The organism is Mycobacterium sp. 3-98 (assembly GCF_035918355.1).
Taxonomy (GTDB): Bacteria; Actinomycetota; Actinomycetes; order Mycobacteriales; family Mycobacteriaceae; genus Mycobacterium; species Mycobacterium intracellulare.
The window spans coordinates 2,147,435-2,162,448 of sequence record NZ_CP142360.1; the positions used below are offsets into that span (position 1 = coordinate 2,147,435).

A 15,014-nucleotide genomic window follows, 5' to 3' on the forward strand; every position below is an offset into this window, starting at 1 on the left:
GTGCAGCGGTGGCGCGGCCAAGACGAGATTCCCACGGACTGGGGCAGGTGTGTGCTCACCATCGGTGTGTTCGATGGTGTGCATCGCGGGCACGCGGAGCTGATCGCGCATGCGGTGAAAGCGGGGCGGGCGCGCAGCGTGCCGACGGTGTTGATGACGTTCGACCCGCACCCGATGGAAGTGGTCTATCCCGGCAGCCATCCGGCCCAGTTGACGACGCTGACGCGGCGCGCCGAGCTGGTCGAGGAGCTGGGCATCGACGTCTTCTTGGTGATGCCTTTCACCACCGACTTCATGAAACTCACGCCGGACCGCTACGTGCACGAGCTGCTGGTGGAGAACCTGCACGTGGTCGAGGTCGTCGTGGGGGAGAACTTCACCTTCGGCAAGAAGGCGACTGGCAACGTCGAGACCCTGCGGCGCGCCGGCGATCGATTCGGGTTCGCCGTGGAGTCGATGTCGCTGCTCTCCGAGCACCACAGCAACGAGACCGTCACGTTCTCGTCCACCTACATCCGGTCCTGCGTGGACGCCGGCGACGTGGTGGCGGCCACCGAGGCCCTGGGTCGCCCGCACCGGGTCGAGGGCGTGGTGGTGCGGGGTCACGGCCGCGGTGCCGAACTGGGCTTCCCGACCGCGAACGTGGCGCCGCCGATGTATTCGGCCATCCCGGCCGACGGCGTGTACGCCGCGTGGTTCACCGTCCTCGGCCACGGCCCGGTGACCGGCACCGTCATCCCGGGTGAGCGTTACCAGGCCGCGGTGTCCGTCGGCACCAACCCGACCTTCTCCGGGCGCACTCGCACCGTCGAGGCGTTCGTCCTGGACACCGACGCCGACCTGTACGGGCAGCACGTGGCGCTGGATTTCGTCGGCCGCATCCGTGGGCAGCACAAGTTCGGCTCCGTGGAGGAACTCATCGTCGCGATGGGCGAGGACACCGAACGGGCCCGCACCATCCTGTCGACGCAGGACTGATCCACCGCGGTTTTCAGGAAGCGACCAGGTCGTCGATCTGGTTGATGGCCGACGACGAGCCCTCGACCACCCCCATGTCCAGCACCTGTTGCAGCGCCTCGGCGGACTCGAAGGCGCTCACGTAGGTCGCGCGAGTGCCGCCGTCGTGCTCGGTGAAGGTGTAGACGTTCCTCGAGACCGGCAGTCCGGGGTTCGGGTTGAAGTCCAGGTCGGCGAAGCCGTCGAGGAACGAGAAGCTCGTCGGCTCGTCGACGGCCGTGATCTCCCAATATCCGGCGTATTTCTCGCCGTCCGGACCGGTCATGAAGTATGTCGTGCGACCTCCGGGCGTCAGGCTGTGGTCGACGACGGTCGCCGGATGGGACGGCGGCCCCCACACCTTCTCCAGTTGACGCGGGTCGGCGTAGACCTGCCAGATCCGGTGCACCGGCGCGGCGAAGTCCGCGGTGATGGTCAGCGTCAGGTTGTCGGGATCGTGCTCGACGCCGGTCACGGGCATGGTTCAGTCCTCCTTGGTTGAGTCGGATGAGATGAGTTCGTCGATGCGTGCGATCCGGTCGCGCCAGAGGAGTTCCAACTCGGCGAGCATCGAGGCCACCGACCGCACGGCCGTCACGTCACCGCTGGCCAGCTGCTCGCGACCGCTGCGTCGTTTGGTGACCAGGCCGGCCTTCTCGAGTACGACGACGTGCTTCTGCACCGCGGCGAAGCTCATGTCGTACTTGCGGGCGAGCGTGGAAACCGAGTGTTCCCCGGCCAGCGTCCGTCGCATGATGTCGCGCCGGGTTCGGTCGGCGAGCGCGTGGAACAGGGCGTCCACCCGGTCCTCTTCGTCCACATCCACCCGGCAAACATACAACCAAATGGTTGTATGTTGTCAAGTGTGCGGCGCTGGCCTGCGATTTCGGCGAACATCGCGGCCGCTGATAGACTCGCCCCCCGATACGGAGTGTGCTGCAGTCCGCGGCGGCCACGACCGAAATTTTCGCGGCACCGATTGATGGAGATAGTTCGTGGCGCTGACAGCCGAGCAGAAAAAAGAAATCCTGGGCACCTACGGCCTGCATGACACCGACACCGGTTCCCCGGAGGCGCAGGTCGCGCTGCTGACCAAGCGGATCGCCGACCTGACCGAGCACCTCAAGGTGCACAAGCACGACCACCACTCGCGGCGCGGCCTGTTGCTGCTGGTCGGGCGCCGTCGCCGGCTGCTCAAATACGTCGCCCAGATCGACGTGGAGCGCTACCGCTCGCTGGTCGAGCGCCTCGGCCTGCGCCGCTGACGCCGCCGTCACCGGGGCTATGACGCCCGCCCGATCCCGCGCGATGCTGGCGGGGCGGGCCCGCCCGTGTAGAGTAAGGACGTTCTGGGCCGGTTCGGCCCGAGCAAAACGGTGCGGCCACGCAGATCCGCGTGCGCCGTTCCAGCGTGTCACTACGCACCTTCGAGGGAGCAGCCCAGTCTGCATCGGGCGGTCTTCGGTAGTGGCTGCCGGGCTCTCCGGATCTGGGGCTTCTCGGCCGCTTCGATCGATGGCCGTAGCCGCATTCAGACTGGCTCTTCGGGATAGCTCCCAGGGTGACTCGCAGGCCCCAACGGGCGCTGCGGACCCTCTCCAGGTTGCGCGTGACGACGCGAAACAGCCGAATAAGAGAGGCCGTACGGACGTCCATGTCTGTCGCTGAAATTGAAGAGGGCGTGTTCGAGGCGACCGCCACCATCGACAACGGGAGCTTCGGCACCCGCACCATCCGTTTCGAGACCGGCCGGCTGGCCCAGCAGGCCGCCGGCGCCGTGGTCGCGTACCTGGATGACGAAAACATGCTGTTGTCGGCGACCACCGCCAGCAAGAGCCCCAAGGAGCACTTCGACTTCTTCCCGCTGACCGTCGACGTCGAGGAGCGGATGTACGCCGCCGGTCGCATACCCGGCTCGTTCTTCCGTCGCGAGGGCCGTCCCTCCACCGACGCGATCCTGACCTGCCGGCTCATCGACCGCCCGCTGCGCCCGTCGTTCGTCAGCGGGCTGCGCAACGAGATCCAGGTCGTGGTCACGGTCATGAGCCTGGACCCCAACGACCTGTACGACGTGCTGGCGATCAACGCCGCGTCGGCCTCCACCCAGCTGAGCGGGCTGCCGTTCTCGGGTCCGATCGGGGGCGTGCGGGTCGCGCTCATCGACGGCCAGTGGGTGGCGTTCCCGACCGTCGAGCAGCTCGAGCGGGCGGTGTTCGACATGGTGGTGGCCGGCCGCATAGTCGGCGGCGGCGCCGCCGAAAAAGACATAGCGATCATGATGGTCGAGGCGGAGGCCACCGAGAACGTCATCGAGCTCGTCGAGGGCGGCGCCCAGGCGCCGACGGAAACCGTTGTGGCCGAAGGGCTCGAGGCCGCCAAGCCGTTCATCGCCACCCTGTGCACCGCGCAGGAGGAGCTGGCCGGGGCGGCCGCCAAGCCGGTCGGCGAGTTCCCGACGTTCCCGGACTACCAGGAAGACGTCTACTACTCGGTCGCCTCGGTGGCCACCGACGAGCTGGCCAAGGCGCTGACCATCGGCGGCAAGGCCGAGCGCGACGCGCGCACCGACGAGCTGAAAGCCGAGGTGCTCGCACGCCTCGCCGAAACCTACGAGGGCCGCGAGAAAGAGGTCAGCGCCGCGTTCCGCTCGCTGACCAAGAAGCTGGTGCGCCAGCGCATCCTCACCGATCACTTCCGCATCGACGGCCGCGGCATCACCGACATCCGCGCGCTCTCGGCCGAGGTCGCCGTGGTGCCCCGCGCGCACGGCAGCGCGCTCTTCCAGCGCGGTGAGACCCAGATCCTGGGGGTGACCACGCTCGACATGGTCAAGATGGCCCAGCAGATCGACTCGCTGGGGCCGGAAACCTCCAAGCGCTACATGCACCACTACAACTTCCCGCCGTTCTCCACCGGCGAGACCGGCCGGGTGGGTTCGCCCAAGCGGCGCGAGATCGGGCACGGCGCGCTCGCCGAGCGGGCCCTGATCCCGGTGCTGCCCGGCGTCGAGGATTTCCCGTACGCCATCCGCCAGGTCTCCGAGGCGCTGGGCTCCAACGGCTCGACGTCGATGGGGTCGGTCTGTGCGTCCACCCTGTCGCTGCTGAACGCCGGTGTGCCGCTGAAGGCGCCGGTGGCCGGCATCGCGATGGGCCTGGTCTCCGACGACGTCGAGATCGACGGTCGCACCGAGCGGCGGTTCGTCACGCTGACCGACATCCTGGGCGCCGAGGACGCGTTCGGCGACATGGACTTCAAGTGCGCCGGCACCAAGGACTTCGTCACCGCGCTGCAGCTGGACACCAAGCTCGACGGCATCCCGTCGCAGGTCCTGGCGGGCGCCCTGGGCCAGGCCAAAGACGCGCGCCTGACGATCCTCGAGGTCATGGCCGAGGCCATCGACGCGCCCGACGAGATGAGCCCGTATGCCCCGCGGGTCACCACCATCAAGGTTCCGGTGGACAAGATCGGTGAGGTCATCGGCCCCAAGGGCAAGGTGATCAACGGCATCACCGAGGAGACCGGCGCGCAGATCTCCATCGAGGACGACGGCACCGTGTTCGTCGGCGCCACCGACGGGCCCTCGGCGCAGGCCGCGATCGACCGGATCAACGCCATCGCCAACCCGCAGCTGCCGACGGTCGGCGAACGTTTCCTCGGAACCGTGGTCAAGACAACGGATTTCGGCGCCTTCGTCTCGCTGCTGCCCGGTCGCGACGGCCTGGTGCACATCTCCAAGCTCGGCAAGGGCAAGCGCATCGCGAAGGTCGAGGACGTGGTGAACGTCGGCGACAAGCTGCGCGTCGAAATCGCCGACATCGACAAGCGCGGCAAGATCTCGCTGGTGCTGGTGGAGGACGACAACTCGGCGCCCGCCGATGCCCCGGCGGCCGCCCCTGCCGATGCCGCGAGCTGATTCGGGAAAGCGAGCAGCTGACCCCGCGCTGCGGCGGGGTAACCACACGGCCGCGGCGGACCCGCACGCCGCACTGCGGCGCACGACGCTGCCGGGCGGCTTGCGGGTGGTCACCGAATACCTGCCGGCGGTGCGTTCCGCCTCGGTCGGGGTGTGGGTCGGGGTCGGCTCGCGCGACGAGGGTGCCACCGTCGCCGGCGCGGCCCACTTCCTCGAGCACCTGCTGTTCAAGTCGACCCCCAGCCGCACCGCGGTGGACATCGCCCAGGCGATGGACGCCGTCGGGGGAGAGCTGAACGCGTTCACCGCCAAGGAGCACACCTGCTACTACGCGCACGTGCTCGACAGCGACCTGGCGCTGGCCGTCGACCTGGTCGCCGACGTGGTGCTCAACGGCCGCTGCGCCGCCGAGGACGTCGAACTGGAACGCGACGTGGTCCTCGAGGAGATCGCGATGCGCGACGACGACCCCGAGGACGCGCTCGGGGACATGTTCTTGGGCGCGCTGTTCGGCGACCACCCGGTGGGCCGGCCCGTCATCGGCACCGCGCGGTCGGTGACGTCGATGACGCGTAGCCAGCTGCACTCGTTTCACGTCCGGCGCTACACGCCCGAACGCATGGTGGTGGCGGTGGCCGGCAACGTCGACCACGACGAGGTGGTCGCGCTGGTGCGCGAGCACTTCGGCCCGCATCTGGTCCGCGGGCGCGCACCCATCGCGCCGCGCAAGGGCGCCGGGCGGGTCAACGGCCGGCCCGGGCTGGCGCTGGGCCACCGGGACGCCGAGCAGACGCACGTGTCGCTGGGGGTGCGCACGCCCGGCCGCGGCTGGCAGCACCGCTGGGCGCTGTCGGTGCTCAACACCGCGCTGGGCGGCGGCCTGAGTTCTCGGCTCTTCCAAGAGGTCCGGGAGCTGCGCGGGCTGGCCTACTCGGTGTACTCGACGGTGGACATCTTCGCCGACAGCGGCGCGCTGTCCGTGTACGCGGCCTGCCAGCCCGAACGTTTCGCCGAGGTCATGGAGGTGACCGGTGCGGTCCTCGACGCCGTCGCGCGCGACGGCATCACCGAGGCGGAGTGCCGGATCGCCAAGGGCTCGCTGCGCGGCGGCCTGGTCCTCGGCCTGGAGGACTCGGGCTCGCGGATGAGCCGCCTGGGCCGCAGCGAGCTCAACTACGGCAAGCACCGCAGCATCGAGCACACCCTGCGGCAGATCGACCAGGTGACCGTCGATGAGGTCAACGCCGTCGCCCGCCGGCTGCTCGGGCAGCGCTACGGCGCCGCGGTTCTCGGCCCCTATGCCGCCAAACGGTCACTGCCCCAACAACTTCGGGCGATGGTAGGCTAGCTCGAATGTCCGCCTCCTCACTCGCGCCCCCTCGGCGCTCGCCGTCGGCGGACTAGCCGAATGGTACTGGGCTTTTGGGACATCGCGGTGCCCATCGTGGGTGCCCCGATGGCCGGCGGGCCCGGGACTCCCGCGCTGGCCGCGGCGGTGTCCAACGCCGGTGGGCTCGGTTTCGTCCCCGGCGGGTACCTCACCGCCGAGCGGTTCGCCGACGACATCGCCGCCGCGCGCAAGGCCACCACCGGCCCGCTGGGCGTGAATCTGTTTGTGCCCCAGCCCAGTGTGGCCGACTGGGTGGCCCTGGACTACTACGCGGCCGAACTCGAAGAGATCGCCGATCACTACCAGGTGGAGGTCGGTCACCCGCGTTACGGCGACGACGACGGGTGGGAACAGAAGCTCGAGGTGGTCGCCGACGTCCGGCCCGAGCTGGTGTCGTTCACCTTCGGCGTCCCGCCGCCCGACGTGATCCAGCGCCTCGGCGCGCTGGGCCTGCTGGTGATGGTCACGGTGACCTCGGCGTACGAGGCCGGGGTGGCCGTCGCGGCCGGCGCCGACAGCCTGGTGGTCCAGGGTCCCGCCGCGGGCGGGCACCGCGGCACGTTCGCGCCCGACATGGAACCCGCCAACGAGTCGCTGCACCAGCTCATCGACCGCATCCGCAACACCCATGACATCCCGATCATCGCCGCCGGCGGGCTGGGCACCGCCGACGAGATCGGCGCCGCCCTGCGCCGGGGAGCGGTGGCCGCGCAGGTCGGCACCGCGCTGCTGCTCGCCGACGAGGCCGGCACCAACCCCGCCCACCGCACCGCCCTGAAGAACCCGCTCTTCGCGACCACCGTTGTGACACGGGCCTTCTCGGGCCGCTACGCGCGCGGGCTGGAAAACGACTTCACCCGCATGCTCGACCACGTGGCGCCGCTGGGCTACCCCGAGGTCAACCAGATGACATCGCCCATCCGGGAAGCCGCCGCCGCCCTCGAGGACCCGAACGGGATACCGCTGTGGGCCGGGGCGGCCTTCAAGCACGCCAGCGCCGGCCCCGCGGCCGACATCATCGCCGGCCTCGTGGCCACCGATTAGCCGATTAGCCGATTAGCCCAGCACGCCGGCGGGGTCGGTGCACGGTAGCCCGAGATCGGCGGCCACCTGCTCGGACAGCAGCGCGCCGTCGTGCGTCGAAAGGCCTTTGGCCAGAGCATGATCCGATCGGCACGCCGCACGCCAGCCGCGCTCGGCGAGCGCGAGCACATACGGCATGGTCGCGTTCGTCAGCGCCACCGTCGACGTCTTGGGCACCGCGCTGGGCATGTTGGCCACGCAGTAGAACAGCGTGTCGTGCACGGCGAAGGTCGGGTCGTCGTGCGTGGTCGGCCGCGAGTCCTCGAAGCAGCCGCCCTGGTCGATCGAGATGTCGACCAGCACCGCGCCCGGTTTCATCTGCGCGACAAGGGAATTCGAGACCAGGCTGGGGGCCTTGGCGCCGGGGCGCAGCACCGCGCCGATCACCAGGTCTGCGCGCTTGACGGTGCCCTCCAAGTCGTAGGCCGACGAGTACCGGGTGCGGACCTGCCCGCCGAACTCGGCGTCGAGCAACCGCAGCTTGTTGATGTTGACGTCGAGCACCGACACCATCGCCCCCATGCCGTTCGCGACGCGGGCCGCGTTGTAGCCCGCGGTACCCGCCCCGATCACGACGACGTCGGCCGGCTTGACGCCCGGCACGCCGCCCATCAGCACGCCGCGCCCGCCGTGGGTGCGCATCAGGTGATACGCCCCCACCTGAGCGGACAGCCGGCCCGCCACCTCGCTCATCGGCGCCAGCAACGGCAGTGTGCCGTCGGCGGTTTGGACCGTCTCGTACGCGATCGACGTCGTTCCGGACGCCAGCAAGGCCTCGGTGCACGCGCGCGAGGCGGCCAGATGCAGGTAGGTGAACAGAATCTGGTTGCGCCGCAACAGCTCATACTCGGCGGGCACGGGTTCTTTGACTTTGAGCAGCAGGTCGGCGTCGCCCCAAACCTGTTCGGCCGTATCGGCGAGTTGCGCGCCCGCCGCCTTGAACTCGGAGTCGGCGATCGCCGATCCCTCGCCGGCGCCGGTCTGGACGAGCACGTCGTGTCCGCGGCGGACCAACTCGGCGACACCGGCGGGGGTGATGGCCACGCGAAACTCGTTCGTCTTGGTCTCGGTCGGTACGCCGACTCGCATGATGGCCCCTCGTTCGCGCAGTCACCTTCGATTGTGAAGAAACTTCACAGGGCCCGCAATCGATGTGCATCGCATCGCCCGCTGGCTAGGATCGGCGGATGACCGCCCCGTGCGTTTCGGCCACCGTGCAGATCGACGCCCGCCCCGACGTGGTGTACCGGCTCATCACCCACCTGCCCACCTTGGCTTCGCTGGCCGAGGAGGCGGTGGCGATGCAGTGGCGCAAGGGTGAGGCGGTCGCCCCGGGCGCGGTTTTCGCGGGCCACAACGAGAACCGCGGCCGGCGCTGGAGCACCAGATGCACCGTCACCGACGCCGAACCGGGCCGCCGCTTCGCCTTCGACGTGCGCTACAGCATCCTTCCCGTCGCCCGCTGGCAGTACGACATCGTCGCGGCGGACGGCGGCTGCGAAGTCACCGAGAGCACGTGGGACCGCCGGCCCGGGTGGTTCCGCAAGGTCGCCGGCAAGGCCACCGGCGTCAGCGATCGGGTGGCCGCCAACACCGAGCACATCCGGCTCACCCTGCAGCGCCTCAAGCAGCGCGCCGAAACCGAGTAGCCGAAGAGCCGCGGGAGTTCCGATGACGCGACGCGATCCCGCCGTAGCGGTCGTCGGAGCGGGCATGTCCGGGCTGTGCGTCGCAATTGCGTTGCTGCGCAGCGGCATTACCGATGTGACGATCTTCGAGAAGGCTGACGAGGTGGGCGGCACCTGGCGCGACAACACCTATCCGGGCCTGACCTGCGACATACCGTCCCGGGTCTACCAGTACACGTTCGCCACCAACCCGCACTGGTCGCACATGTTCTCGCCGGGCGGTGAAATCCAGGACTATTTCCGGAAAATCGCGGACCGGTTCGGCCTGCGGGACCGCATCCGGTTCGGCACCGAAATCACCGACGCCCGTTTCGAGAACGGGCGCTGGTCCCTGCGCACCGCCGCCGGAGAACAGTGCGCGGCGGACTTTTTGATCACGGCCACCGGCGTGTTGCACCATCCCCGGATGCCGTCGATCGCCGGCCTGGACGACTTCGGCGGCCACGTCTTTCACTCGGCGCGCTGGGACCATTCCGTCGAGCTGGCCGGCCGGCGGATCGCGATCGTCGGCAACGGGTCCACGGGCGTGCAACTCGTCTGCGGCCTGGCCGGCGTGGCGGGCAGGGTCGTGCTGTTCCAGCGCACGGCGCAGTGGGTGCTCAAGCTGCCCAACCCCCGCTACACCCGGTTGGCCGGCATCACCCGCAACCGGTTTCCGTGGCTGGACCGGATGGCGTACCGCGGCTACAGCATGGTGTTCGACCTCTTCGCGGTGGGGCTGACCAAGCCCGGCGTGCGCCGAAAGATCATGGGCGCGCTGTGCCGCGCCAGCCTCCGCGAGGTCCGCGACCCCGAACTGCGCAGGGCGCTGACCCCCGACTACACGCCGATGTGCAAACGGCTGGTGATGTCGGGCGGCTTCTACCGCGCGATGCAGCGCGACGACGTCGACCTGGTCACCGCCGGCATCGACCACGTGGAGCGGCGCGGCATCGTGACCGACGACGGCGTCCTGCACGACGTCGACATCATCGTGCTCGCCACCGGCTTCGACACCCACGCGTTCTTTCGGCCGATGCGGCTGATCGGCCGCGACGGCATCGCCGCCGACGACGTGTGGCGCGACGGGCCGCGGGCCTACCAGACCGTCGCGATGCCGGGCTTCCCCAACTTCTTCATGATGCTGGGGCCGCACAGCCCGGTCGGCAACCTGGCACTCACGACCGTCGCCGAATCGCAGGCCGATCACATCCTGGGGTGGATCCAGCGTTGGCGCCGAGGGGAATTCGACACCGTCGAACCGACCCGCTCGGCGACCGACAGCTTCAACGCCCGGCTGCGGGCCGCGATGCCGCACACCGTGTGGACCACCGGCTGTGACAGCTGGTATCTCAACAAGGACGGCGTGCCCGAGGTGTGGCCGTTCACCCCGGCCGCGCACCGCGCCATGCTGGCCAACACCGATCCGGGATCCTACGACCTGCGCCCGGTCGCGCCCTAGACACCTACCGGACAAAACCCGGTACCGCCGGTTCCGCATACTTGGTTGCGCAACTATACTGGCAGCGCGCGGCGTCGGAAACGCCGAGGTAGGGGGCGATAATGCTGACCGTTGACGACCAGGCGGCGGGTCCGCACGACGCGTCGCTCGACCACGAACGGCTGGTCCTCGAGGCGCGCGACGTGCACTTCGATTGGGCGGCACTGCCGTTCCATTACGTGCCCGGCGAGCCGTTCTCCACCCACGTCCTCAACGTGCTGCACCTGCTGCTGCCCGCGGGCGAGGAGTTCTTCGTCGACGTGTTCAAGAAGACCCTGCCGCTCATCAAAGACGATCAGCTGCGGCTCGACGTCCAGGGATTCATCGGGCAGGAGGCGGTGCACTCCCAGGCGCACGCCGGCGTGCTCGCCCACTTCGCCGCGCGGGGCATCGACCTGACCCCCTATACCGGACAGATCAAGTGGCTGTTCGACAAGCTGCTCGGGCCGCGGCCCCGCTGGAGCGAGCGCCGCCAGGACAGCTGGCTGCTCGAGCAGGTGTCCGTGGTCTCCGCCATCGAGCACTACACCGCCATCCTGGGCGAGTGGATCCTGAATTCGCCGGCCCACGACGCGATCGGCACCGATCCGGTGATGCTGGACATGCTGCGCTGGCACGGCGCCGAGGAAGTCGAACACAAGGCGGTGGCCTTCGACACCATGAAGCATCTGCGGGCCGGCTACTGGCGGCAGGTCCGCGCCCAGCTGGTCGTGTCGCCCGCCATGCTGCTGTTGTGGATTCGCGGCGTGCGGTTCCTGTACTCGCTGGATCCCCACCTGCCGCCGGGCGCCAAGCCGCGCTGGCGGGACTACTTCGCCGCCGCGCGCCGCGGATTGGTGCCCGGGCCACTGCGATTCGTGCGTGCGATCGGGAACTACTACCGCCCGGGATTCCACCCCTCGCAGCTCGGCGGGCTGGGACTGGCCGTGGACTACCTGGCCGTCTCACCGGCCGCGCGGGCCTCGCACTGACCGATGGGCACCACGTCTCGCATCACCGCCAGCGACGGCGTCACGCTGGCCGTGCACCGCTACACCGACATCGACCCGGCGCGCCCGACCATCCTGGCGATCCACGGCTTTCCGGACAACCACCACGTGTGGGACGGCGTCGCCGGCGAGCTGGCCGGCCGACCCTACAACTTCGTCGCCTACGACGTGCGCGGGGCCGGTGAATCATCTTCTCCCGCAGAGCCTTCCGGGTACCGGTTCGCGCAGCTCGTCTCCGACATCGAGGCGGTCATCGACAGCCTGGGCGTCGAGCGGGTCCACCTGCTGGGCCACGACTGGGGCTCGATCCAGGCCTGGGCGGCGGTCACCGACGACTCGGTGATGCCCAAGGTGGCCTCGTTCACGTCGATCTCGGGCCCGCACCTGCAGTACGCGGGGGCGTTTCTGCGGTCCGCGCGCACCCCACGGGCCGTGGCCCAGGTCGCCAGGCAGCTGATCTCCTCGGGCTACATCGGCTTCTTCCTGTGCCCGGGGGTGCCCGAGCTGTCGTTTCGCTCGCACGTCGGCGTGAAAGTCATTGAGGCCCTTGAGCGCATCGGCCGCTCCAGCACCCGCAGCCAGCGCCACGACACCAGGCGGTCGCTCACCGATTATGTCAACGGGCTCAACCTGTACCGGCAGAACATGCCCGCGCCCATGCTGGCGCCGGGCCCGCAACTCCCCGAGACCTCCGTCGCGGTCCAGACGGTGGTTCCGCGGCGGGACGTCTTCGTCACCCCCGCGCTGCAGCGCTTCACCGGCGCAATTCCTCAGGGCGCCAGGGTGAAGGCGATCGAGGGCGGGCACTGGGTGGTGACCTCGCGCCCCGACGTCGTCGCCCGGCTGACCGCCGAGTGGGTCGACCGGACCGTCGCCGGTGCGCCTCCCGCGGTCGAGTCGCGCGGCGAACGGGGGGAGGTGCGCGGCAAGCTCGCCCTGGTCACCGGCGCCGGTGCCGGGATCGGCAGGGCCACCGCGGTGGAGCTGGCCCGGCGCGGCGCCCGCAAAATCGTGCTGGCCGACCGCGATCGGACGGCCGCCGACGAGACCGCCGACGCGGTCCGCGCCGCGTGCGCCGAGGCCGCGGTCTACCAGGTCGACGTCAGCGACGAGGCCGCGATGAACGACCTTGCCACACAGGTGCGTAACGAGCACGGGGTGGTCGACATCCTGGTGAACAACGCCGGCATCGGGATGGCCGGCCGCTTCCTGGAGACCAGCTCGGCGAATTGGGAAAGCATCATGGGGGTCAACGTCGGCGGCGTCATCTCCGGCAGCCGCGCGTTCGGTGCGCAGATGGTCGAGCGCGGCGAGGGCGGAACGATCATCAACGTGGCCTCGGCCGCGGCCTTCCTGCCGTCGAAGTCGATGGTCGCCTACAGCACCACCAAGGCGGCGGTGCTGGCGCTCAGCGAATCGTTGCGCGCCGACTTCGCCGACGAGGGCATCAGCGTCACCGCGGTGTGCCCGGGCTTCGTCAACACCAACATCGCCAAGAGCACCATCTACGCCGGGATGAGCGCCGAGCAGCAGGAGCGGGCGCGGGGCAAGGCCGACGCCGCCTACCGTCGCCGCAACTTCACCCCTGAGGCGACCGCCAAGGCGATCGTGAAGGCCGTCAAGACCGGACCGGCGGTGCTGCCGATCGCCGCCGAATCCAGGATCGGCTACGCGATGCGACGCATCAGCCCGGGGGCGGTCCGGCTGTTCGCGCGGTTGGACATTCGGCAGACCTAGGGGGACCGGTGCCGGAAAGCATTTGGGCCAGCAGGCCCGCCGACCTGTACGGCCGGCGCGCCCACGACCGCTTCGGGTCGTTGCTGTGGGGTGTGCGGGCGGTGTTCGAGGGATTCGCCTCGGTGTCGCGGTGGGAACCCTCGCGGGTGAAGCCGGTGCAGCGCACGCTGACCGCGGTCGTGACCCAACGCGAGCTCGTCGCGCCCGATGTCGTCGCGCTGACGTTGGCCGACCCCGACGGCGGGCTGCTTCCCTCCTGGACGCCCGGCGGGCACATCGACGTCCTGTTGCCCTCCGGCCGGCGCCGGCAGTACTCGCTGTGCGGTCCGCCCGGGCGGCGCACCGACTACCGCATCGCGGTGCGCCGCATCGCCGGCGGCGGCGGCGGATCCATCGAGATGCACGAGGCCTTCGGCGTGGGCGACACGTGCGAATTCGAAGGCCCGCGCAACGCGTTCTATCTCGGCACCGCCGAGCGCGACGTCTTGTTCGTCATCGGCGGCATCGGCGTGACCCCCATCCTGCCGATGATCCTCGCGGCCGCGCAGCGCGGGATCGATTGGCGCGCAATCTATACCGGGCGCAGCCGCGAGTGCATGCCGCTGCTCGACGAGGTGGTGTCGGTGGACCCGGACCGGGTGACGGTGTGGGCCGACGACGAGCACGGCCGCTTCCCGAGCGTGGCGGAGTTGCTGGCCGGCGCCGGCCCGGCGACCGCCGTCTACGTGTGCGGCCCGAGCGCCATGCTCGAGGCCGTGCGGATCGCTCGCGACCAATATGCCGGGGCGCCACTGCATTACGAGCGGTTCAGCCCGGCGCCCGTTGTCGACGGGGTTCCGTTCGAACTCGAGCTCGCGCGCTCCCGGCGGGTGCTCGCGGTGCCGGCCAACCGCACGGCGCTGGACGTCATGCTCGACCGCGACCCGACGACGCCCTACTCGTGCCGGCAGGGGTTCTGCGGCACGTGCCGGGTCAAAGTGCTTGCCGGGCAGGTGGATCACCGCGGGCGTGCCTCGCCCGGGGACGACGGCATGCTGGTGTGCGTGTCGCGGGCCGGCGGCGATCGGGTGGTCATCGACGCCTGAGCCGGTTACGGCCGGGACGGCTCCAGGTAGGCGGCCAGCGCGTTGGTCAGGCCCCGGCGCGCCATGTCGAGGTCGGCGTAGGAGCCCAGCTGGCGCTCGGACACCAGGCCACGCATCGCGCCGGGGATCAGGGCGGCCACCTCGCGGACCCGGTCGGGGTCGACGGCCAGACCGGCGAAGGCCTGCTGGCAGGTCTCCAGCCAGCTCTTGCCCCAGGAAAACAGCTCGGCGGCCGTGCGCGGATAGAGGCGTTCGAGCTCGTCGGGATCGCGGGGCAACGCCGCGCGCAGGTTCTCGATCGCGCGCGAATCGGCCGATGCCAGGCCGGTGTAGAGGGTGTCGATGATGGCGCCGACGCGTTCGCGCAGCGGGGCGTCCGGCGAGATCGGGGCCGACAGCGTCGAGAACGTCGCGGCGCGGCGTTCGGCGGTGCGGTGCAGCACCGCGGCCCAGAACCCGTCGGTGTCGCCGAACTGGTACTGCACCGCGCCCCAGGTGGCGCCGATGTCCTTGGCGATGCGGTTGGCCGATACCGAGCCCGGCTCGCCGGAGGCCAGCGAGCGCAGCGCGGCCTCGAGCATGCTTTCGCGAGTCGCATGGCCCCGCCGGTTCGGGCGCCGGCCCGCGATCCCGGCTCCGCTGGTCTGAGG

At 69.9% G+C, this 15,014-nt stretch carries 14 protein-coding genes; 10 read left to right on the forward strand and 4 right to left on the reverse strand.

The genetic code is table 11. From position 1 onward, the window contains the following. Positions 1 to 978 carry a bifunctional riboflavin kinase/FAD synthetase gene (locus QGN30_RS10565; protein ID WP_036453365.1) on the forward strand — a complete coding sequence of 326 codons (978 nt, stop codon included), beginning with the start codon at positions 1 to 3 and terminating at the stop codon, positions 976 to 978. A 13-nt stretch (positions 979 to 991) separates the two neighbouring features. On the opposite strand, the gene QGN30_RS10570 is transcribed toward QGN30_RS10565, so the two are convergent. Beyond that, positions 992 to 1,477 carry an SRPBCC family protein gene (locus tag QGN30_RS10570; protein ID WP_014385417.1) on the reverse strand — a complete coding sequence of 162 codons (486 nt, stop codon included), beginning with the start codon at positions 1,475 to 1,477 and terminating at the stop codon, positions 992 to 994. Between the two features lie 3 nt (positions 1,478 to 1,480). After that, a complete protein-coding gene (locus QGN30_RS10575) occupies positions 1,481 to 1,822 on the reverse strand; it encodes an ArsR/SmtB family transcription factor (RefSeq protein ID WP_036453363.1) in 342 nt (113 codons plus the stop codon). A gap of 169 nt (positions 1,823 to 1,991) precedes the next feature. On the opposite strand from QGN30_RS10575, the gene rpsO reads away from it, so the two are divergent. From rpsO to QGN30_RS10595, 4 genes are all read left to right on the forward strand, one after another. After that, complete coding sequence (rpsO, locus tag QGN30_RS10580; protein WP_003878661.1) at positions 1,992 to 2,261, forward strand: 30S ribosomal protein S15; 270 nt, start codon at positions 1,992 to 1,994, stop codon at positions 2,259 to 2,261. 389 nt (positions 2,262 to 2,650) lie between these two features. Further along, positions 2,651 to 4,912, forward strand: a complete 2,262-nt coding sequence (locus QGN30_RS10585; RefSeq protein WP_014380645.1) for a polyribonucleotide nucleotidyltransferase — start codon at positions 2,651 to 2,653, stop codon at positions 4,910 to 4,912. Then, complete coding sequence (locus QGN30_RS10590; protein ID WP_014380644.1) at positions 4,899 to 6,260, forward strand: M16 family metallopeptidase; 1,362 nt, start codon at positions 4,899 to 4,901, stop codon at positions 6,258 to 6,260. Before QGN30_RS10585 ends, QGN30_RS10590 begins: the two co-directional genes overlap by 14 nt. A gap of 60 nt (positions 6,261 to 6,320) precedes the next feature. Further along, positions 6,321 to 7,346, forward strand: coding sequence for a nitronate monooxygenase (locus QGN30_RS10595; RefSeq protein ID WP_014380643.1), 1,026 nt, complete (start codon positions 6,321 to 6,323; stop codon positions 7,344 to 7,346). Positions 7,347 to 7,358: 12 nt separating this feature from the next. On the opposite strand, the gene ald is transcribed toward QGN30_RS10595, so the two are convergent. After that, positions 7,359 to 8,474: an alanine dehydrogenase gene (gene ald, locus QGN30_RS10600; protein WP_014380642.1), complete on the reverse strand. Its 1,116-nt coding sequence runs from the start codon at positions 8,472 to 8,474 to the stop codon at positions 7,359 to 7,361. 98 nt (positions 8,475 to 8,572) lie between these two features. Here ald and QGN30_RS10605 point away from each other — a divergent pair, with 98 nt between their 5' ends. From QGN30_RS10605 to QGN30_RS10625, 5 genes are all read left to right on the forward strand, one after another. After that, on the forward strand, positions 8,573 to 9,034 hold the full coding sequence (locus QGN30_RS10605) for an SRPBCC family protein (RefSeq protein ID WP_009952942.1): 462 nt from the start codon (positions 8,573 to 8,575) through the stop codon (positions 9,032 to 9,034). Between the two features lie 22 nt (positions 9,035 to 9,056). Then, the gene (locus QGN30_RS10610; protein ID WP_036459335.1) at positions 9,057 to 10,514 is read left to right on the forward strand and encodes a flavin-containing monooxygenase; all 1,458 of its coding nucleotides are present in this window, start codon (positions 9,057 to 9,059) and stop codon (positions 10,512 to 10,514) included. 101 nt (positions 10,515 to 10,615) lie between these two features. Further along, the gene (locus QGN30_RS10615; RefSeq protein WP_036459333.1) at positions 10,616 to 11,524 is read left to right on the forward strand and encodes a metal-dependent hydrolase; all 909 of its coding nucleotides are present in this window, start codon (positions 10,616 to 10,618) and stop codon (positions 11,522 to 11,524) included. A 3-nt stretch (positions 11,525 to 11,527) separates the two neighbouring features. Continuing rightward, the gene (locus QGN30_RS10620) at positions 11,528 to 13,279 is read left to right on the forward strand and encodes an SDR family oxidoreductase (RefSeq protein ID WP_036459331.1); all 1,752 of its coding nucleotides are present in this window, start codon (positions 11,528 to 11,530) and stop codon (positions 13,277 to 13,279) included. A gap of 8 nt (positions 13,280 to 13,287) precedes the next feature. Beyond that, complete coding sequence (locus tag QGN30_RS10625) at positions 13,288 to 14,364, forward strand: PDR/VanB family oxidoreductase (RefSeq protein WP_248923160.1); 1,077 nt, start codon at positions 13,288 to 13,290, stop codon at positions 14,362 to 14,364. Between the two features lie 5 nt (positions 14,365 to 14,369). On the opposite strand, the gene QGN30_RS10630 is transcribed toward QGN30_RS10625, so the two are convergent. After that, positions 14,370 to 14,945 carry a hypothetical protein gene (locus tag QGN30_RS10630; RefSeq protein ID WP_009952948.1) on the reverse strand — a complete coding sequence of 192 codons (576 nt, stop codon included), beginning with the start codon at positions 14,943 to 14,945 and terminating at the stop codon, positions 14,370 to 14,372. Positions 14,946 to 15,014: the final 69 nt, after the last annotated feature.